The organism is Micromonospora sp. NPDC049257 (assembly GCF_040678915.1).
GTDB classification, from domain to species: Bacteria; Actinomycetota; Actinomycetes; order Mycobacteriales; family Micromonosporaceae; genus Micromonospora; species Micromonospora antibiotica.
On record NZ_JBFAQU010000031.1, the window covers coordinates 30880 to 51224 of the forward strand.

Below are 20345 nucleotides of genomic sequence, written 5' to 3' on the forward strand. Positions count from 1 at the left end.
GCGTGGACCAGCACAGCGAGCGGGCTAACGACCCGCAGGTCGTCGAGACGGAGAACGAGCGCAAGCGGTCCGCCGCCGCCCGGCTGTTCGACATCCGCCGGGTCATCGGTGGTCTCTTCGTGGTGTACGGGGTGATCGTCGGCCTGGTCGGTCTCTTCGACTCGGCTGCCGAGATCGACAAGGCGCAGGGCGTCCGGATCAACCTGTGGGCCGGGCTGGCGATGTTGGCTTTCGGGCTGTTCATGCTGGCCTGGCAGTGGCTGCGGCCGGTGGTGCCGCCCACCACCGAGGAGGCCCGGGAGGTCTGATCCGCCCCGGCATGGCGTCGCCCGGACGGGGTACCCGGGGCGCGGAACGCGTCTGGGACAGGAGGGCGGCACCATGACCGATCGTGACCCGAACCGACCGTTGGAGGAACGCCCGGAGGTGGCCGCCGCGGTGGACGACGACTCCACCGTGCCGCAGCTGGCCCGGGGCGGCGGTGGGCCGGCCGACCCGTCGTTCGTCGCGCCGGGTGACCAGCCCGGCGCGTCGACCGAGGAGCTGATCGGTGACCCGTACGCGGCGGGCACCGGGGCCACCGGGACCGGCACGGGGGCCGGTGGGGACAACATCCGCACCGGGGCCGAGCAGCCCTGGGAGCCGGAGGACCTGGTCATGGCGCGCGGGCAGGACCTGACGCCGCAGAACCTGGAGCGGGCCCGCCGGGACCTGGCCGAGTTGGGCCGGGCGGCGGTGGAACGAACCGTGCCCTGAGTCCCGCCGCGGTCGCCTCGCGCCCGGTGGGGTGTGCGGCGACCCGGGGACCGGGAGACCGGGGGCCCCACATGACGACCGTCCGGTCCCGGCCCGGGGGCCCGGGGAGACGGGTGGGCCCCCGGCCCGACCTCTCGGTCGGACCGGGGGCCCGGGTGCGCCCGCCGCGTCAGTGCCTCACTCCAGCCGCGGCGGGCTGGTTCGTCAGAGCGCCGGGTAGGCGTTCTTCATGAGCTCCTGGAACTGGGCGGAGAACCAGGCGCCGGAGATCGGCGCGTTGGGCAGGGCGCCGCTCATGCTGTTGCCGTTACGGGCGTTACCGGTGTAGGTCGGGTCGCACATCCGGTCGAAGCCCTTGCCCTCGTTGTTCGGGATGAGGGAGCTGGAGCCGTCGGACTCACCCGGGGGCTTCACCCAGACGTAGGCGTCGATGCCCGGCTCGGGGTTGGCCTTCGGCCGCTCGCCGAGACCCGCACCGACCTGGTTGCACCAGTTGCCGGCGTGGAAGCGACGGTCGATGCGACCACCGTTGACGTAGGTGTCGACGCTGGTCGTCGCACCCGGGCCGGTGGGCCGGGCGGTGCCGCCCCAGCCGTTACGGGAGGTGTCGATCAGCATGCCGATGTTGCTGTTGAAGCCGACCGAGATCAGCTTGGTGCGGAACGCCTGGGCGAACGACAGCTCGTCGACATAGAAGTTCCAGTCGATCCACTTGGACTGGCGGACGGTCTGGCCGTTCACCGAGTCGGTGATCTTGATGTACGGCTCCTTCAGGGCGGAGTAGTTCGCCGTGTTGGTGATGAAGCCGTGCACGTAGTTCACGTTGCTGCCGGAGGCGACGGCAGCGGTCTTCAGGATGTCGGCGGTCGGGCCGAAGTTGGTGTCCCAACCCAGCCAGCCGTGGTGACCAGCGTCGATGTAGTTGTAGACGTTACCGATCGCGCCCAGCTTGGCCAGGGCGTAGCCGACACCGTTGACGTACGCGCCGTTGGCCTTCACCACGTCGCACTGCACCGTGCCACCGGCGTTGCCGGAGGTGTTGGTGACCAGGTTCGGCAGCGAGTCGATCTCGATGATGTTGACGATCCGCAGGCTGGCGTACTTGGCCTGGCTCTGGATCGCGGCGATCGGGTCGATGTACTCCGCCTTGTAGCGCGGCAGTTCGTCGGCGGCCAGCTCACCGTTGGAGGCGAGCGCCGAGCAGTCCCGGCCGGGCAGGTTGTAGATCACGAACTGGATGTAGCCGGCACCCTGGGCCAGGGCCGCGTCCAGGTGGTCCTTGACGCCCATCGCACCGTTGGAGCTGCTGTCGGTGGTGCCGTTGATCGCGGCGATCCGGTCCAGCCACACCGCGGTCGGGTTGTTGGAGACCCGGCTGCCACCGGCCTCGGCGTCCGCCTTGGCCTTCCACTCCGGGTTCACGTACCCCTTGACCCCGACGTAGGGGTTGTCCACCTTCTGCCCCGGCGGGGGCGTGGTGGGCGGCGGGGTGGTGGGCGGAGGCGTCGTGGGCGGCGGGGTGGTGGGCGGAGGCGTGGTCGGCGGAGGCGTGGTGGGCGGAGGCGTCGTCGGCGTGACGCCGCCACAGACCACCCCGTTCAGGGTGAACGAGGCCGGCTTGGGGTTGCTGCCGCTCCACGAGCCGTTGAAGCCGAGGGTGGTGCTGCCGCCGCGACCCAGCGAGCCGTTGTAGGACTCGTTGGTGGCGGTCACGTTCTGGCCGCTCTGCGACCACTTGGCCGACCAGCCCTGGGTGACCCGCTGGCTGCTGTTGGGGAAGGTGAAGCCGAGGGTCCAGTTGCTGATCGGGTCACCCACGTTGCGGATGGTGACGTTCGCGGTGAAACCGCCGGACCAGTCGTTGGTGGTGTAGTCGATGCTGCACTGGGTGGCGGCCTGCGCCGCGGTGACCGGGATGGTCACCAGCCCGCCCGCGACCAGCACGCTCGCCCCGGTGAGGGCGAACGCCCGGCGTCGGGCGGACAGACTTCTCCACAGATTCATGCCTTTTGCACTCCTTGGGCGAGACCGGCACCGCATGGGGACCGGCAAGTGGCGCGTGAGCGTCCTGGGGTACGGACGAGCCCGGCGCCAACGGGACATCTCGGGGGGTGCCCGACCCGGAGGGCGGGCATGGTGGTGGCGAGCTGCACCGGCCCCGTGGGACCGGTCGGCGGCGACGTCGTCCGGTGCACCGGTTGCCCTCGACATCTGCCGTGCGCGGTGTGGCTCCCCGAACCGCGTGCAGCGATTCTTGCATGGGAGCGCTTCCATGGCAATGGCTCGATACTTGGCGGCAACCTGGCGGCAACGCCGGACCGACACCCGGGGCCCTGGCGAGCCTATCCCCGCCCAGCTCGGCCGGCAGGGCACCAACCGCCCCCCGAGGCGGCAAATGACGACACAAGCGCTCTAGCTCCCTTAAGCCCCGCATCATCGGTAAAGCCGAAAACACGAATCTTTCCCCGAATAAGTCGTGAAACGGTCTAACGTCGGTCATAGCTCGACTGTCGTCGGGCTCAGGACAACAGGGGATGGAGTGACGCAGGTCATGGCTAACAAGATGCTCGGGAAGGTTGTCGCGGGTGCCGCTCTCGGTGGCGCGTCCCTTCTGGTGTTCACGCCGGGGATCGCGTTCGCGGACGGTCACCACGACGGCGAGAGCCGGGACGGCAAGGTCATCGCCAAGCCACACGTCGTCAAGCCCGGCGACGAGGTCAAGCTCATCGAGATCTGCCCGGAGGCACAGGAACACGCCTTCGTCTGGTCCGAGGTCACCGGCAAGGTCAAGCTCAAGCCCGAAGGCCGCGGCGAGGACCACGGCAAGGGCGACGAGCACGGCAAGGGCGAAGAGGGCAAGGGCGAGGACCACGGCAAGGGACCCGACGGGAAGGGCCCCGACGACAACGGCCCCAAGCCGCAGCCGCCGGCCGAGGGTGGCCAACCCCCGGCTGACGGCGGGCAGCCGCCGGCCGACGGCCGGGGCGGTGGCTTCATGGCCGCCGACCAGGGGCCGGACCATGGCGACAAGGGCGACGAGGGCAAGGGCGAGGAGCACGGCAAGCCCGGCGAGCACGGCAAGCCCGGCGAAGAGTCCGGTAAGCCTGGCGAGCACGGCAAGCCCGGCGAGGAGTCCGGCGAGCACGGCAAGCCCGGCGCCGAAGAGGAGCACGGCAAGCCGGGCTACGGCGAGGAGTCCGACGAGGACGACTGGCTGGGCCACGACGAGTATGGCCAGGACGAGGAGTACGGATACGGCAAGGGCGAGGAGTCCGACCACGGCAAGGACGAGGGTGGCTGGGAGCACAAGAAGGACTTCGTCTACTACGGCGAGGCCGAGGTCTCCGAGCACGCCCGTCCGGGCCGGTACGAGCTGAAGGGCTCGTGCGGCGAAGGCGAACTGGTCGTCCTGCCGAAGGGCCACGTCGACGGCGGTGACGGTGGGATGACCACCACCGCCGCCGACCGGAGCATGGCCGTCGGCGGAGCGGGCATGATCGGCGCGGCTGCCCTCGGCGGCATCGTGCTGATGCGTCGGCGTCGGGCCGATGAGCTCGGCTGACCCGACGGCGACACGGGCCGGCGGCCGTCACGGGAGACCGTGGCGTGCCGCCGGCGCGGCCGTCGTCGTCCTGCTCGCCATGGCCGGCTCCGGCATGGTCGGCGCGTCACTGCGCACCACGCCCCCGCCGCGCCCCCCACAGCCGGCGGCCCAGGGTGCGCCGCAGACCACCCCGGCGACCACCCCCGCCGGGGAGACCGGGCCGGTCGACGACCCGGACGCCCAGGTCCCCGCCGACGCGAGCGTGCCACCGGGCCCCGATCCGCTGCTCCGGGCCGCCCCCACCGCCATCGTGATCCCGCGGATCGGGGTCGACGCGGAGATCATGCCGCTGGGCACCAACCCGGACGGCACGGTCCAGGTGCCCCCGCTGGACCAGGCCCAGCGCGCCGGCTGGTACGAGCCGGGCGTCAGCCCCGGGGAGACCGGCAATGCGGTGATCGTCGGGCACGTCGACTCGGCGAAGCTCGGGCCGGCGGTCTTCTTCCAACTCGGCGCGCTCCTGCCGGGCGACACCATCACGGTGTCCCGGGCCGATGGCGGCGTCGCCATCTTCACCGTCGACGAGGTGCGTTCCTATCCCAAGGACCAGTTCCCCACCGAGCTGGTGTACGGCCCGAACGACCGACCCGGACTGCGGGTGGTGACCTGCGGCGGCCAGTTCGACCAGGGCGCCGGCAGCTACCAGGACAACGTGATCGTCTTCGCCACCCTGACGTCCTGACTCCTACCGCACCTCCCGGCGGGACACCGCCGGCCGAGCACACCGGTGCCGCGCCTGCGGCGGGACGAGGATCCCACCGCAGGCGCGGCCGGTGTCACGGTCAGGCGGCGGCGGACGTCCGGACCAGGGTGCGGATCTGCCGCAGCAGCACCGACAACGAGGCGAGGTCCGCCCGCGACTCGTCGAACTCCCCCATCGCCCGGTGCGCCCGGTGGATCGAGGTGGCGTTCGACTGTTCCCACTGGAGCACCCGCTCCTGCGGCGGCAGGTCGCCCGAGGTGGAGTCGAGCACCTCCCCGGTGAGCGCGGCCAGCGCGGCGTACAGGTCGTAGCGCAACGCCATCCGGGCCAACGTCTGCCAGCGGTCCTCGCGCGGCAGCAGGGAGATCTTCGACAGCAGCGAGTCGACCCGGAACCGGTCGGAGAGCACGAAGTAGACCGAGGCCACCTCACCGACGTCGCGGCCACTGGTCCGCGCCGTCTCCACCACGTCCAGCAGACCGAAGCTGTACATCAGCCGGGTCGCCTGCTCGGCCAGGCCGGCCGGCAGCCCCCGGGCGGTCATCGCGTCGATGTGCTCCCGCAACGACTCCCGCTCGCTGCCGTGGAACCGGTCCTGGAGGTCGGGCAGTAGCCGGGCCACCCCGTCGCGGAGCCGCTCGATCTCGGCCGGCACGTCGATCGGCGAGCGCCGGTTGGTCACCAGCCAGCGCACCGCCCGGTCGAGCAGCCGCCGGGTGTCGAGGTAGACGCTGGTCTGCAACTCCGGCGAGACCTGGTTGTCCAGCGCCTCGACCGCGTCCCACAGCTCCCGCAGCCCGAAGACCTCCCGGACCACCACGTACGCCCGGATGACGTCGGCCGGCGACGCGGCCGTCTCCTCGACGACCCGGAAGACGAACGAGATGCCGCCCCGGTTGATCGCCTCGTTGACCAGGACCGTGGTGACGATGTCCCGACGCAGCCGGTGCTGGGCCATCCGGTCGGCGAACCGCTCGCGCATCGGCGTCGGGAAGTAGTCGACCAGCACCCTGGTCGTCCACTCCTCGTCCGCGAGGCCCTCGGCGAGGATCTCCCGCTCCAGCACGATCTTGACGTACGCGAGCAGCACCGCGAACTCCGGCGCGGTCAGCCCGGACTCGGTGCGTACCGCCAGCTCCTCGTCCGGGGGCAGCGCCTCCAGCGCCCGGTCGAGCTGACCGGCCCGCTCCAGTTCGCTGATCATCCGGCGGTGCACCGGCAGCAGCGAGGCGGCCTGGGCCTGCGAGTTGTTGATCGCCCGTGCCTGGTCGTAGTTGTCCCGCAGGACCAGCTCGGCGACCTCGTCGGTCATCTGGGCCAGCAGCTCGTCACGGGCGGGGACGTCCAGCGCCCCGTCGGCGACCGCCGTGTTCAGCAGGATCTTGATGTTCACCTCGTGGTCGGAGCAGTCCACTCCGGCCGCGTTGTCGATGAAGTCGGTGTAGATCCGGCCGCCGGTAGACGCGTACTCGATCCGGCCGAGCTGGGTGCAGCCCAGGTTGCCGCCCTCGCCGACGACCCGGCAGCGCAGGCTCCTGCCGTCCACCCGGATCGCGTCGTTGGACTTGTCGCCCACCTCGGCGTTGGTCTGGCTGGACGCCTTCACGTAGGTGCCGATGCCGCCGTTCCAGAACAGGTCCACCGGCGCGGTGAGGATCGCCTTCATCAGCTCCGGCGGGCTGAGCTGGGTGACGTCGTCGGCCAGGCCGATGGCCGCCCGCACCTGAGGGGTGATCGGGATCGACTTGGCCCCGCGCGGGAAGATCCCGCCGCCTTCGGAGATCAGCTTCGGGTCGTAGTCCTCCCAGGACGACCGGGGCAGCCCGAACAGCCGCTGACGTTCCCGGAAGGAGGTGGCGGCGTCCGGGTCCGGGTCGAGGAAGATGTGCCGGTGGTCGAACGCGGCCACCAACCGGATGTGTTCGGAGAGCAGCATCCCGTTGCCGAACACGTCGCCGGACATGTCGCCGACGCCGACCACGGTGAAGTCAGCCGTCTGGGTGTCGTGGCCCAGCTCGCGGAAGTGCCGCTTGACCGACTCCCAGGCCCCCCGGGCGGTGATGCCCATCTTCTTGTGGTCGTAGCCGGCCGAACCGCCGGAGGCGAACGCGTCACCCAGCCAGAAGCCGTGCGCCGCCGAGATCTGGTTGGCGATGTCGGAGAACGTCGCGGTGCCCTTGTCCGCCGCCACCACCAGGTACGGGTCGTCCGGGTCGTGCCGCACCACGTCCACCGGCGGCACGATGTCCCCGGCGACGATGTTGTCGGTGACGTCGAGCATCGCGCCGACGAACTCCTGGTAGCAGGCGACCGCCTCGTCCCGGTCCCCCGGCTTCTGCTTCAGCACGAAGCCGCCCTTGGCACCCACCGGCACGATCACCGCGTTCTTCACCATCTGCGCCTTGACCAGGCCGAGCACCTCGGTGCGGAAGTCCTCCCGCCGGTCGGACCAGCGCAGCCCGCCCCGGGCCACCGCCCCGTAGCGCAGGTGCACGCCCTCGAACCGGGGCGAGTAGACGAAGATCTCGAACCTGGGTCGGGGCGCCGGCAGGTCCGGGATGGCCTGCGGGTCCAGCTTGAACGCCACGTACGGCTTGGGTCGCCCGTCGGCGCGCTTCTGGTAGAAGCTGGTCCGCAGGGTGGCCTGCATCAACGTCAGGTAGGCGCGCAGGATGCGGTCCTGGTCGAGGCTGGCCACGTCGTCCAGCGCGACGCCGATCGCGTCGACCAGCTCGCCGCTGCGCTCCCGGCGCTGCTCGGCGGTCCGCCCGTCCGGGGCGAACCGCACCTCGAAGAGTTCCACCAGCAGCGCGGCGATCTTGGGGTAGGCGATGAAGGTCTGCTCCATGTACTCCTGGGAGAAGACCGCACCGGTCTGCCGCAGGTACTTCGCGTACGCCCGCAGCACCACCACCTGCCGCCAGGTCAGGCCGCCGCGCAGGACCAGCTCGTTGAAGCCGTCCACCTCGGCCTCACCCCGCCAGGCGGCGGCGAAGGCGTTCTCCACGTGCGGGCGCACCTCGGCCAGCTCCTGGTGCCCCTCGGGCAGGCGCAGCCCGAAGTCGTACAGGAAGACCCGGCCGTCGATCCGGTCCACCTCGTACGGGTGCTCGTCGACCACCCGTACGCCCAGCGAGTGCAGCACCGGCAGCACGGCGGAGAGCATCATCGGCTCGCCGTACCGGTAGACCTTGAACCGGACGTCCATCGCCTCGTCGGCCCCGGCGTCGCGCTGCCCCGGCCGGGGCGCCCACTGCTTACGGAACAGGTGCATCTCCAGCTGGCCGGGCTCCTCCAGCAGCTCCAGCTTGGCCAGGTCCTTCATCGCCTCGTACGGCGTGTGCCCGTCCTTGTAGCCCTCCGGGAACGCGTCGGCGTACCGGACGAAGAGCCGTTTGGACTGTTCGTCGCCGAGCTTGCGCTCCAGCACCAGCCGGTAGTCGTCGTCCCAGAGCCGGGTGGCGTCGGCCAACTCCTCGGCGAGCAGGTCGGCGTCGATCTCCCCGGGCGGCCGGTTCGGATCGGTCCGGACGATGAAGTGCACCCGGGCCAGCATCGACTCGGTGACCCGGGTGGTGTAGTCCACCCCCACCCCGTTCAGCTCACGCAGCAGGATGTCCTGCATGCGCAGCCGGTTCTGGGTGGTGAACCGGTCCCGGGGCAGGTAGATCAGGCAGGAGATGAACCGCCCGTACGCGTCGCGGCGCAGGAACACCCGCAGCTGCCGGCGGCCGGCCATCCGCAACACCCCGACCACCGCGTGGTACAGGTCGTCGGTCTTGATCTGGAACAGCTCGTCGCGCGGGTAGGTCTCCAGGATCTGGAGCAGGTCCTTGCCGGAGTGGCTGCGCTGACTCAGCCCGGACCGGTCCAGCACCTCGGCCACCTTGCGGCGGACCACTGGCAGCTCCCGCACGCTCGTCCGGTAGGCGGCGGTGGAGAACAGGCCCAGGAACCGCCGCTCGCCGACCACCCGGCCGGCCTCGTCGAAGATCTTGAAGCCGATGTAGTCCAGGTAGGCCGAGCGGTGCACGGTGGCCCGGGAGTTCGCCTTGGTGATGATCAGCAGCCGCTTCTCCATCACCTTCTCGTGCGCCTCCGGCGTCATCGACGACAGCGCGCGCGCCTCGGGCGAGTCCGACCGCAGGATGCCCAGGCCGGTGCCGAGCACCGCCTCCAGCGCCGGGCCGCCCTGCCCGCCGGAGTCGACCAGCCGGTACTCCCGGTAGCCGAGGAAGGTGAAGTGGTCGTGGGCCAGCCAGCGCAGCAGCTCCACCGAGTCGGTGATGTCCTTTTCCGGCACCGGTGGGCGGTCGTTCGCCGTCCGGGCGGTGGACAACTCGTCGGCGAGCGCCAGGGCCCGCTGCCGCATCTTCGGCCAGTCCTCGACGGCCTCCCGCACGTCGGTGAGCACCCGCTGCAACTCGCGGCGCAGCTTGTCCCGCTGGTCGGCGTCCCGGACCGGGTCGATCTCGATCCGCATCCAGCTCTCGACCAGGTCACCGGCGATCGCGTCGTCCGGCTCCACGTCGGCGGAGACCTCGGTCAGCCGGCCCAGCGGCTCCCGCCGCACCACCACCAACGGGTGCACCAGCAGGTGTACGTCGAGGTGGTGGGCGTTGAGCAGGGCGGTCACCGAGTCGACCAGGAACGGCATGTCGTCGGTGACGATCTCGACGACGGTGTGGTGCTGGTCGGCGTCGGGGGGCAGGATGCGCAGCTTCAGCTCACCCGGCACCCGCTGCTGGGCGAGGTCACGGTGGGCCCGGGCGGCGTCGAGCATCTCCTCGGCGGTGAACCCGATCAGCTCCTCGTCCGGCGCGAACCGCCAGAACCGGCCCACCAGGGTCGCCGCGTCGTGGTCGTCACCGGCCAACGCCACCGCCTGGGCCACCAGGCGCTCCGCGTTGGGCACCGGCTCGTCGAGCTCGGCGTCCTCCACGTCGTCACCGAGCGCTTCCACCGGAAGCCCCAGGTCGTAGAGGGTGTCGATGCTCGAACCGGTCAACCCGGTCACTCCTGTGTCGAGTCGACCGTAGCCGTCCCCGTCGATCGGCGGGCTGTCCCCGTCGGTCACCGAATCGAAGCTGTCGTCCCGGCCGGTGTCAGTCTGCCGGAGGTCGGGTCCCGGTTTGATCGCCGGACGCCGGTCCATGGGTGCCACTCCCCTCGACGACCCACCGCGTTGTGGGTCACTCTGCCGCCCCACCTTAGGCCCTGCCGTTCCGGTCATCGGTCGGCGGACCGTCGGCCGGACGTCCGGTCCGCGACTCTGGGCCGGTCGCCTGTTGCAGATCCACGTCGGCCGGCTGCCGAGTACCCCGCTGTGGGATGTTCACAACACCCGGGGGCCCACCTCTTCGCCCTGCCCACCGGGGCGGAAAGGGCGTCGACCGCTCCCGCCCGGCGACCCGGTCCGGCCGCGCGGGGCGGTACGGGCGGCCGCCGCGTACTAGCGTGCAGGGCAGCCCGCCACCCGGAAGGTGCCAGCTCCATGCCCCTGTCGTACCCGTACCACCGCCCCGGCACTCCCCTGCGGCGGGCTCTCGCGGCCGTGGCCGCCACGGTGCTGGCGGCCGGTGCCCTCGTCGGCTGCTCCGGCGACGACGACCTGGCGGGCAGCGTGGACGCGTTCCTCGCCGGCTGGCGCAGCGGCAAGCTGGACAAGGTGGGATTTGTCGACCCGACCGGCGCGAGAGTGCCCGCCGCGACCGTCACCGAGCAGATCAAGGCACTCTCCGGCGATCTCGCCGCCACCGTGCCCACCCTGGGTCGCGCCGGGGACGCCGAGGTCACCAAGAACCTCGCCACCGCGAAGGTCGACATCAGCTGGGCGTTGCCGGGCGGGGCCACCTGGGCCTACCAGCGGCCGGTCCGGCTGCGGCAGAACAGCGGCGACGACCGGTGGCAGGTGATCTGGGAACCCCAGGTGCTGCACGAGCAACTGGAGAAGGGCGACCGGCTGGCGCTGCGGCGGACCGCCGCGCCCCGGGCCGGGGTGCTCGACGGCGCGGGGCAGCCGATCGTGGCACCCCGCCCGGTGGTCCGCATCGGCGTGCAGCCGGGCGAGGTCACCGACGCCAAGGCCCTGGTGGGAGGGCTCGATGCCGCGTTCAAGGCGGTCAAGCCGCCGATCAGCCCACCGGTGGACCTCAGCGACCTGCCGCAACGGCTGCGCGACGCCGATCCGGGCGCCTTCGTCGAGGTGGTGACGTTACGCGACGAGGCGTACCGGCAGATCCGGCCCCGGATCTACGACCTGCCGGGGACGAAGTTCCGGGCCGAGAAGCTCGACCTGGCCCCCACCCGGGAGTTCGCCCGCGCCCTGCTCGGCACGGTCGACCAGGCGCAGGCCGACGACCTGGCCGCCCACCCCGACCGGTACGCCAAGGGTGACCTGGTCGGCCACGGTGGTCTCCAGGGCCGCTACGACGAGCGGCTGCGCGGTGCTCCCGGCACCATCGTGGAGATCCGCCGACCCACCCCGGAGGGCGGCAGCACCGTCGTCACCGAGGCGTTCCGGCAGGACCCGACCGCCGGTGAGCCGGTCCGCACCAGCCTCGACGTGGCCGTCCAGAACGCCGCCGACGGCGCGTTGCGGGCGGAGAAGCGACGGTCGGCCCTGGTCGCGGTGCGGATCAGCGACGGCGCGGTGCTCGCCGCCGCCAACGGCCCCGGAGCGGCCGGGGAGAACCTGGCCTTCACCGCCCAGGTGCCGCCGGGCTCCACCTTCAAGACGGTCAGCGCCCTCGCCCTGCTGGACAAGGGCGCGGTGACCCCACAGACCATCGTCGACTGTCCCAAGACCCGCGCGGTGGACGGTCGGCCGTTCAAGAACTCCGACGACTTCGTCCTCGGCAAGGTGCCGTTCCGCACCGACTTCGCCAAGTCCTGCAACACGGCCTTCGTGGCGCTGGCCCCGCAACTCGGCCCGGACGGGCTGGCCGCCACCGGCCGTACCCTCGGCCTGGAGGGCAGCTGGGACCTCGGCGCGGACGTCTTCACCGGCAAGGTCTCCACCGGCGGCGCCCCCACCGAGCAGGCCGCCGCGGCGATCGGTCAGGGCACCACCGTGGTCAGTCCGCTGGCCATGGCCGGCGCCACCGCCGCTGTCGCCCGGGGCCGCTGGGAGCAGCCGAAGCTGGTGCTCGACCCGGCCCCGGCCGCACCCGCCGAGGCCGGCCCGTCGTTGAAGGCCGAGTCGGTGGCGGGGCTCAAGACGATGATGCGCGAGGTGGTCACGGCCGGCACCGGCAAGGCGCTGTCCGACGTGCCCGGTGGCCCGGTGTACGGCAAGACCGGCACCGCCGAGTACGACAACGACCCGGCGCACACCCACGCCTGGTTCGTCGGTTGGCGGGGGGACGTCGCGTTCGCCGTCTTCGTCGAGCAGGGCGGGTCGAGTACGGCCAGCGCCGTCCCGATCGTCGAACGCTTCCTGCGCGCCCGCCCCTGACCCGCCCCGGCGGGCGCTGTCGGGGCGGTGGAGCGCAACGTCGACCCTTCCGGGGATCGTGCTCAGGCGACCGGCTCTTCGGCACGCCCCGGCACGTCGGCCGGCCCGGAAACAGCCGGCCCGGAGGCGAAGGGCTCGGGAACGGACGGCCCCGGGACGGATCGTCCGGAGTGGGACGGGCCGGGATCGGTGGGGTGTGGCTGGGGTGGCAGCAGTCGGGGCGCGACGGCGTCCGGGGCGACCACCGGGGCCAGTCCGGCGACGACCGTGTTGACGATCTCGGCGGCGTACGCACCGTCCGGGTCGTAGTCGGGGTCGAAGACGGTCAGCTCGACGCCGAGGCAGTGTGGGGTGTCCACCAGCCCGGCGAGCAGGATCTCCAGCTCGGCGAAGGCGATCCCGCCGGGGTCGGGGGCGTCCACGGCCGGCATCACCGCCGGGTCGAGCACGTCGACGTCGATGTGCACCCAGTAGCCGGCGCAGTCGGCCAGTTGCTCGTGCGCCCACTGGGCGCTGCGGGCGGCCCCCTCGGCGCGCAGGGCCGGCACCGGTCGGGTGGTGATCCCGGCGGCTTGGAGGTCGAGCCGGTACTCGTCCTGTGCCCGGATGCCGAGCACCACCACGTCGATGTCCCGGAAGTACGGTCGACGCCCCTCGATCGCGGCCAGGTCGGCCTGGCCGCGCCCGGTCACCAGGGCAAGGTCCTCGCCGGCTGCCGCACCCACGTAGGAGGCGTTGCCGGGGTGCCGGAAGTCGGAGTGGCCGTCGACGAAGACCAGCCCGATCCGCCCGCCGACCGCCTCGCCGAGCCGGTGCATGGCCAGCGCCGAGCCGAGCAGCACCGAGCAGTCCCCGCCGAGGACCAGGGGAAACTCGTCCCGGTCGATGATCGCGCCGATCCGGTCGGCGAGGGCCGTCGAGTAGCCGGAGATCTCCCGGGCGTGGCAGACCCCGTCACCGGGCCGCCAGTCGCCCGGGTCGTACCGGGGGGCGGTGAGGCAGCCGGCGTCCCGGGCGCCCAGTCGGGCCAGCAGCCCGTGGTCGCGCAGCGCGCCGGGGGCCTTGCCGCAGCCGGGGACGGAGGTGGAGGTGGGTGGGCGCAGACCCAGGTTGGTCGGCGCGTCGAGGACGGCGATTCGGCGCATCACAGGCTCCCGTCCTCGATGGGTGGCGGGCCGGCCGGGGGGCCGGCCCGCGCGGGGATGTCAGGGGTTCAGAACAGGGCGCTGGCCAGGGCGCGTCGGGCGGAGGCCACGGCGGGGTCGTCCGGGCCGGCGATGCTGAACAGGGCGATCAGGTGTTGGCGGGCCTTGTCCCGGTCGTCACCGGCGGTCCGCCGGACCACCCCGACCAGCCGCGCGTACGCCTGCTCGGCCATCCCGCTGAGCACCTCGATGTCGGCGGCGAGCAGTTGGGCGTCGACGTCGTCGGGGTTGGCCTGCGCGGCGGCGAGGGCGGCCTGCGGGTCCGCGCCGGCGACCCGCCGGGCCACCCCGACCTGGGCCAGCCCGGCCTCGGCCGCGGCGTCCGCCGGGGACTCGGCGAGGATCTTGCGGTACGCCTGCTCGGCGGCGTCCAGGTCGCCGCTCATCAACGCGTCGTCGGCCTCGTCGAGGCGCGGGTCCTCCGGCTCGGCCACGGTGACGCCACCGGCCTTGAGCACGGCGGCGAGCCACTGGCGCAGCTGGGGCTCGGGGATCACCCCGGGGAAGGCGTCGATGGGCCGCCCGCCGACGATCGCGTAGACGGTGGGGATGGCCTGGATCTGGAACATCTGCGCGATCCGCGGGTTTTCCTGGACGTCGACCCGGGCGAGGACCCACTGGCCGGCGCCCTCGGCCGCCAACCGCTCCAGCACCGGGGCGAACTGGTCGCTGTCCGGGTAGCCGGCCGCGCCGAAGAAGACCACCACGGGTGTGGTCATCGACCGTTCCAGCACCTCGGACTGGATGTTCGCCTCGGTCACGTCGAGCGCGGCGGCGGCGCCACCTGTGGCGGGACCGCCCGCCAGGCCGGTGGAGGCACCGGTCTGGCTCGGTGTGGCGGGACGGGAACTGGCCGGGGCGGTGCCGCGCAGCGCGCTGAGGTCGACCGCGCCGCGGGTGAAGATCGACGAGGTGATCCGTGGGTCGCTCATGGTTATCTAGTCTCGCACGATCCCCACCGTCCCCGGCTCAGCCACAACGCCCACAGTTGCCACTCTCACCTCCCGTTCTCCCCCTCCCACCCCCCACCCCCACCCCCGGGGGTCAGAAGCGGGCGGGTTCGCGGTAGGTGCCCCATTCGGCGCGCAGGGCGTCGCAGATCTCGCCGAGGGTGGCTTCGGCGCGGACGGCGTCGAGCATGGGCGGGATCATGTTGCCGCCGGTGCGGCTGACCTCGATCATGCGCTGCACCGCCGCCGTCACCGCGGCGTCGTCACGGGCGGCCTTGCGCTCGGCGAGGACCCGGCGCTGCTCCAGCTCCACCTCGTGCGAGATGCGCAGGATCTCCAGTTCCTTGGCGGTCGTGCTGGTGTGGCAGTTGACCCCGACGATCTTCTTGTCGCCCTTCTCCAGCGCCTGCTGGTAGACGAAGGCCGACTCGGCGATGTGGCCGGTGAACCAACCGTCCTCGATGCCGCGCAGGATGCCGGAGGTCATCGGGCCGATCTGGTGCGGGCCCTCGCCGCCGAGCTGCCGGATCCGGGCGAAGATCGCCTCCGCCTCGGCCTCGATGGCGTCGGTGAGCGCCTCGACGTACCAGGAGCCGCCGAGCGGGTCGGCCACGTTGGTCACCCCGATCTCCTCCATCAGCACCTGCTGGGTACGCAGGGCGATCTCGGCGGATTCGTCGGTGGGCAGGGCCAGGGTCTCGTCGAGGGCGTTGGTGTGCAGCGAGTTGGTGCCGCCGAGCACCGCGGCGAGGGCCTCCACTGCGGTGCGTACCACGTTGTTGACCGGTTGTTGCGCGGTCAGCGACACCCCGGCGGTCTGGGTGTGGAACCGCAGCCAGAGGGCCTTCTCGCTGGTCGCGCCGTAGACGTCGCGCAGCCAGCGGGCCCAGATCCGGCGGGCGGCCCGGAACTTGGCGATCTCCTCGAAGAAGTCCAGGTGCGCGTCGAAGAAGAAGCTCAGCCCGGGGGCGAAGACGTTGACGTCCAACCCCCGCGAGAGTCCCAGCTCGACGTAGCCGAACCCGTCGGCCAGGGTGTACGCCAGCTCCTGCGCGGCGGTGGAACCGGCCTCGCGGATGTGGTAGCCGGAGACCGACAGCGGCTTGTAGCGGGGGATCTCGGCGGCGCAGTACTCCATCAGGTCGCCGATCAGGCGCAGGTGCGGCTCGGGGTCGAACAGCCACTCCTTCTGCGCGATGTACTCCTTGAAGATGTCGGTCTGCAACGTGCCGTCCAGCCGGGACAGGTCGACGCCCTGCCGCTCGGCGGCGACCAGGTACATGCAGAACACCGGCACCGCCGGCCCGGAGATGGTCATCGAGGTGGTGACGCCGGCCAGGTCGATGCCGTCGAAGAGCGTCTCCATGTCGGCGGCGGTGTCCACCGCGACCCCGCAGTGGCCGACCTCGCCGAGCGCCTGCGGGTCGTCGGAGTCGCGCCCCATCAGGGTCGGCATGTCGAACGCGACGGAGAGCCCACCGCCGCCCGCGCCGAGGATCATCTTGTACCGCTCGTTGGTCTGCTGGGCGTTGCCGAAGCCGGCGAACTGTCGGATCGTCCAGGCCCGCCCCCGGTAGCCGGTCGGGTGCAACCCCCGGGTGTACGGGAACTCGCCCGGCCAGCCGATCCGTTCGAACCCGGGGTAGGCGGTGCCCTCGGGTGGCCCGTACACCGGTTGCACGGTGGCTCCGGACAGGGTGGTGAAGTCCGCGTCCCGCTTGCGCGCGGCGTCGTACCGGGCCTGCCAGCGTGCCCGTCCGGCGGCGATCTCGTCGGCGTTCATCCGCGGGGCTCCTCCTCGAGTCCTCGACCGAACCCCGAGTGTAGAACGAAGCCTGAACGATCGCTAAGGAAGCTCGTACCCGCCGGTAGCCCGCCGAGCACCGCGAAGGGAGGCGAGCGGAGTCAGGCCGCCGGCAGTGCGGGCACCTCGAAGTCGTAGGTGAAGCTGTCCAGCGCGACCTTGACGAGCACCCGACTCGCCTTCGTGACCTTCTCGCTGCCGGCACAGATCAATTCCGTCTGCCAATTGGAAGTCGCCGGCAGGCCCGGCGGGCGGGACGCAACTTCACCCAACTCCACCTGACGGCACTCACCCTTCTTTCCGGCCGCGTCGCGCAGGCCGTACCGGGCGCCCTTCGGGCCGACCACGTCGAAGCGCACTTCGGCCGAAGCGCTACGCACGGCCACGACACGGACGGCGTCGGGGCCGAAGACGGGAAGCTCGCTCGGGACCTCGGACACCGCCTGCCGGGGAGTCTCCGAGACTTCCGTGGCGGGCGAAGAATCAGGAGATGCATCTTCCGGTCCCGCGGAACAACCTACGAGGGAAACGGTGACGCTGAGCGACAATCCACATAAAAGCAAGATCCCCGAAACTCTGTCTTTCATTGTCACCCGTTTCGCATTAATAGCTTTTTCGCGATGATACAGAATGGGTCTGGGCAAGTCAAGGGACAACAATGCCGACCTTCCCCTGATATCTTGGCGGCATTCGTGGCGGCCTAATCAACGAGCCGCCCCGCGCATCCACGGGGAGACAGCTTGAACTTCAGGAAACGTATGTTGAGTGTCGTGTCGGCGATTGCGGTTCTGCCGCTGCCCGTGGTGGCCCTCCAGGCCCCGGCCCTGGCAGGTCCGCAGGGCTGCCCGGCCGAGGGTGAGAACCCGATCTACACCTTCACCAACATCAGCAAGTCGACGCGGCCGACCGACGTCTACAGCGCCTACATCACTGGCCCCGGCACCATCTCCTACAGCGAGAACGAGACCGCCAACGTCGCCGCGACGGCGTCGGCGACGGTATCCGCCGAAGCCGGCGTCGTTTTCGCGAAGGCGAGCACGTCCATCGGGGTGTCGGTGACAGCCGGACGCTCGTGGACTGCCGGCTTCAGTTACGCGCTGGAAGTGCCGAGTGGGCAACGTCGCAGGATGCGGCTCTTTCAGGAGTCTCGCTCTTTTGTGGTGAAGAAGCAGACCTGGAACGTCGCGCAGTGCAAATTCCTCACCAACTATTCGGGAGCCAGCGCGAACGCTCCCCGAACCGCCCGGGTCGACGAATGGAAGCTCGAGTCCTGAGGACCGGCCGCTGACCCTGACAGATCATTGCCAGCGGAAGCAGAAATGCAGCGAGGGTACGGCTGATCGGCCGGAAATGCTCCGGCGACCGATCGGCCGTACCCTCGTGCCGGACCACTTCCGCGTCAGATCCTGCGTGGCCCGGGCACCACCGAATTCCACCGCGTGTCAGGCGCGTGCCCCGGGTGGACGGCTCAGGTGCCGATCTGGGCGAGCAGTTCGTCGGCCGCCGCGTACGGGTCGAGGGCCCCCTCGGCGACCTTCGCGGCGAGCGCCGGCAACTCCGTACCGTCGCGTAGGGAACCGATGCGGGCGCGCAGGGTGCCCAGCGCGATCGCCTCGATCTCGGCGGCGGCCCGCTTCTCCCGACGTAGGCGGAGCTGGTCGTGCTGCTCCAGCCAGGCACGGTGCTTGTCGATCGCGGCGGCGATGTCGTCGATCCCCTCGCCGCGCGCGGCGATCGACCGCACCACCTGCGGACGCCACTGCCCCGGCCCCCGCTCACCCAACGCGATCATGCCCTGGATGTCCCGGACGGTGTTGTCCGCGCCGTCCCGGTCGGCCTTGTTGACCACGAAGACGTCGGCGATCTCCAGGATGCCGGCCTTGACCGCCTGGATCGCGTCACCCATCCCCGGGGCGAGCAGCACCAGCGTGGTGTCGGCGAGCGACGCCACCTCGACCTCGGCCTGGCCGACCCCGACGGTCTCCACCAGCACCACGTCGCAGCCGGCGCCCTCCAACACCCGGACCGCCTGCGGGGTCGCCGACGACAGCCCACCGAGGTGCCCCCGGCTGGACATCGACCGGATGTAGACACCCGGGTCGGTCGCGTGGTCCTGCATCCGGACCCGGTCGCCGAGGATCGCCCCGCCGGTGAACGGGCTGGACGGGTCGATGGCCAGCACCCCGACCCGGTGCCCACCCGCCCGCAACGCCCGGACCAACTCATTGGTGGTGGTCGACTTGCCCACCCCCGGGGAGCCGGTCAACCCGACCACCTGGGCCTGCCCCGCATAGGGCGCAAGCGCCGCCGCCACCTGCGGCAGCATCTCGTCACCGGACTCGACCAGGGTGATCAGCCGGGCCACCGCCCGGGGGTCACCCTCGCGCGCCCTCTCCACCAGCATCGGTACGTCCCGACTGCGGCGCACCGGGACAGCGGCGGGGGTGGGGGCGCTCTCGACACTCACCGGGTCACCTTCGCCCACGACTGCGGTGCTCGCCAACCCCACTCACTCCTCGCACTCACACGCCCACCTCGCCCGACGACCGTGAGCTGGGAAGTTCCCGCCCCCGACCGTTGTCTTCGCCGCACCGACCCGGACCCGCGACCACGCTCCGCGCCATCCGGCCCGACGGCCGGTCAGTTCCCGGTGTCGGCGGGTACGTGGATGATCAGGGCGTCACCCTGGCCACCGCCGCCGCACAGCGCCGCCGCGCCGGTGCCACCACCACGGCGCTGGAGTTCCAGCGCGAGGGTGAGCACCAGCCGGGCCCCGGACATGCCGATCGGGTGGCCGAGCGCGATCGCCCCACCGTTGACGTTGACCTTGTCGGTGCTGACGCCGAGGTCCCGCGTGGACTGGATGCCGACCTGGGCGAACGCCTCGTTGATCTCGATGAGGTCGAGGTCCTCGACGCTCAGGCCGCCCTTCTTCAGGGCGTGCTGGATGGCGTTCGACGGCTGCGAGTGCAGAGAGTTGTCCGGGCCGGCCACGTTGCCGTGCGCGCCGATCTCGGCCAACCAGGTCAGGCCCAACTCGTTCGCCTTGGCTTTGCTCATCACCACCACGGCCGCCGCGCCGTCCGAGATCGGCGACGAGGTGCCGGCGGTGATCGTGCCGTCCTTGGCGAACGCCGGGCGCAACTTCGCCAGCGACTCGACGGTGGTGTCCGGGCGGATGCCCTCGTCCTCGCTGATCACCAGCGGGTCGCCCTTGCGCTGCGGGATGACCACCGGGGTGATCTCGTCGGCGAAGTGCCCGTTCTTCTGCGCGGCGGCGGCCCGCTGGTGGCTGGCCGCCGCGAACGCGTCCTGCTCCTCGCGGGTGATCCCGTGCCGTCCGCCGAGCCGCTCGGTGGACTCCCCCATCGAGCAGCAGTCCCAGGCGTCGCTGAGCCCGTCGTGGGCCATGTGGTCCTTGACCGTCACGTCGCCGTACTTGTAACCGGCGCGCTGGCCGAGCAGCAGGTGCGGGGCGTTGGTCATCGACTCCATGCCACCGGCCACCACGATGTCGAACTCGCCGGCCCGGATGAGCTGGTCGGCCAGGGCGATCGCATCCAGGCCGGAGAGGCACACCTTGTTGATGGTCAGCGCCGGCACCGACATCGGGACGCCCGCCTCCACCGCCGCCTGCCGGGCCGGGATCTGCCCCGCACCGGCCTGGAGCACCTGACCCATGATCACGTACTGCACCTGGTCCGGGGCCACCCCGGCGCGCTCCAGCGCCGCCTTGATCGCGATGCCGCCGAGCTTCGTCGCCGGGAGGTCCTTGAGGTTGCCCAGCAGCCGGCCCATCGGGGTCCGCGCGCCGCTGACGATCACCGATGCCACTGCCTGCCTCCGAGGGGGGTACCAACCTGTACG

14 protein-coding genes are annotated in these 20345 nt (G+C 71.3%); 6 read left to right on the forward strand and 8 right to left on the reverse strand.

Translation table 11 applies throughout. The annotated features are described in order from the left end of the window. Positions 1–2 precede the first annotated feature (2 nt). Together AB0K25_RS28405 and AB0K25_RS28410 are read left to right on the forward strand one after the other, a co-directional pair. Positions 3–308 carry a hypothetical protein gene (locus tag AB0K25_RS28405; RefSeq protein ID WP_208568441.1) on the forward strand — a complete coding sequence of 102 codons (306 nt, stop codon included), beginning with the start codon at positions 3–5 and terminating at the stop codon, positions 306–308. A gap of 73 nt (positions 309–381) precedes the next feature. Next, positions 382–756 carry a hypothetical protein gene (locus AB0K25_RS28410; protein WP_219464415.1) on the forward strand — a complete coding sequence of 125 codons (375 nt, stop codon included), beginning with the start codon at positions 382–384 and terminating at the stop codon, positions 754–756. Positions 757–960: 204 nt separating this feature from the next. Here the strand turns inward: AB0K25_RS28410 and AB0K25_RS28415 are convergent, their stop codons facing one another. Then, entirely contained in the window at positions 961–2760 is a 1800-nt protein-coding gene (locus AB0K25_RS28415) for a glycoside hydrolase family 6 protein (protein ID WP_357534965.1), read from the reverse strand. A gap of 547 nt (positions 2761–3307) precedes the next feature. On the opposite strand from AB0K25_RS28415, the gene AB0K25_RS28420 reads away from it, so the two are divergent. Next, positions 3308–4318, forward strand: a complete 1011-nt coding sequence (locus AB0K25_RS28420) for a hypothetical protein (RefSeq protein WP_363823664.1) — start codon at positions 3308–3310, stop codon at positions 4316–4318. Beyond that, a complete protein-coding gene (locus AB0K25_RS28425; protein ID WP_357534969.1) occupies positions 4305–5042 on the forward strand; it encodes a class F sortase in 738 nt (245 codons plus the stop codon). Before AB0K25_RS28420 ends, AB0K25_RS28425 begins: the two co-directional genes overlap by 14 nt. A 100-nt stretch (positions 5043–5142) precedes the next feature. Here the strand turns inward: AB0K25_RS28425 and AB0K25_RS28430 are convergent, their stop codons facing one another. After that, positions 5143–10218, reverse strand: a complete 5076-nt coding sequence (locus AB0K25_RS28430) for an NAD-glutamate dehydrogenase (protein WP_363823667.1) — start codon at positions 10216–10218, stop codon at positions 5143–5145. 339 nt (positions 10219–10557) lie between these two features. Here AB0K25_RS28430 and AB0K25_RS28435 point away from each other — a divergent pair, with 339 nt between their 5' ends. Then, the gene (locus tag AB0K25_RS28435; protein ID WP_363823669.1) at positions 10558–12519 is read left to right on the forward strand and encodes a penicillin-binding transpeptidase domain-containing protein; all 1962 of its coding nucleotides are present in this window, start codon (positions 10558–10560) and stop codon (positions 12517–12519) included. Positions 12520–12581: 62 nt separating this feature from the next. Here AB0K25_RS28435 and AB0K25_RS28440 read toward each other — a convergent pair whose 3' ends face one another. The 4 genes from AB0K25_RS28440 to AB0K25_RS28455 form a co-directional block, all read right to left on the reverse strand. After that, positions 12582–13667, reverse strand: a complete 1086-nt coding sequence (locus tag AB0K25_RS28440) for an arginase family protein (RefSeq protein ID WP_363823670.1) — start codon at positions 13665–13667, stop codon at positions 12582–12584. A gap of 65 nt (positions 13668–13732) precedes the next feature. Further along, positions 13733–14656, reverse strand: a complete 924-nt coding sequence (locus tag AB0K25_RS28445) for a tetratricopeptide repeat protein (protein ID WP_219464419.1) — start codon at positions 14654–14656, stop codon at positions 13733–13735. 112 nt (positions 14657–14768) lie between these two features. Next, entirely contained in the window at positions 14769–16457 is a 1689-nt protein-coding gene (locus AB0K25_RS28450; RefSeq protein WP_219464421.1) for a methylmalonyl-CoA mutase family protein, read from the reverse strand. Between the two features lie 122 nt (positions 16458–16579). Then, positions 16580–16918 carry a hypothetical protein gene (locus tag AB0K25_RS28455; RefSeq protein WP_363823674.1) on the reverse strand — a complete coding sequence of 113 codons (339 nt, stop codon included), beginning with the start codon at positions 16916–16918 and terminating at the stop codon, positions 16580–16582. A 330-nt stretch (positions 16919–17248) separates the two neighbouring features. On the opposite strand from AB0K25_RS28455, the gene AB0K25_RS28460 reads away from it, so the two are divergent. After that, the gene (locus AB0K25_RS28460) at positions 17249–17752 is read left to right on the forward strand and encodes a hypothetical protein (protein ID WP_357534978.1); all 504 of its coding nucleotides are present in this window, start codon (positions 17249–17251) and stop codon (positions 17750–17752) included. Positions 17753–17946: 194 nt separating this feature from the next. Here AB0K25_RS28460 and meaB read toward each other — a convergent pair whose 3' ends face one another. Both meaB and AB0K25_RS28470 read right to left on the reverse strand, forming a co-directional pair. Continuing rightward, on the reverse strand, positions 17947–18882 hold the full coding sequence (gene meaB, locus AB0K25_RS28465; protein WP_255598571.1) for a methylmalonyl Co-A mutase-associated GTPase MeaB: 936 nt from the start codon (positions 18880–18882) through the stop codon (positions 17947–17949). Between the two features lie 236 nt (positions 18883–19118). Further along, complete coding sequence (locus AB0K25_RS28470) at positions 19119–20312, reverse strand: acetyl-CoA C-acetyltransferase (RefSeq protein WP_208568429.1); 1194 nt, start codon at positions 20310–20312, stop codon at positions 19119–19121. Positions 20313–20345 lie beyond the last annotated feature (33 nt).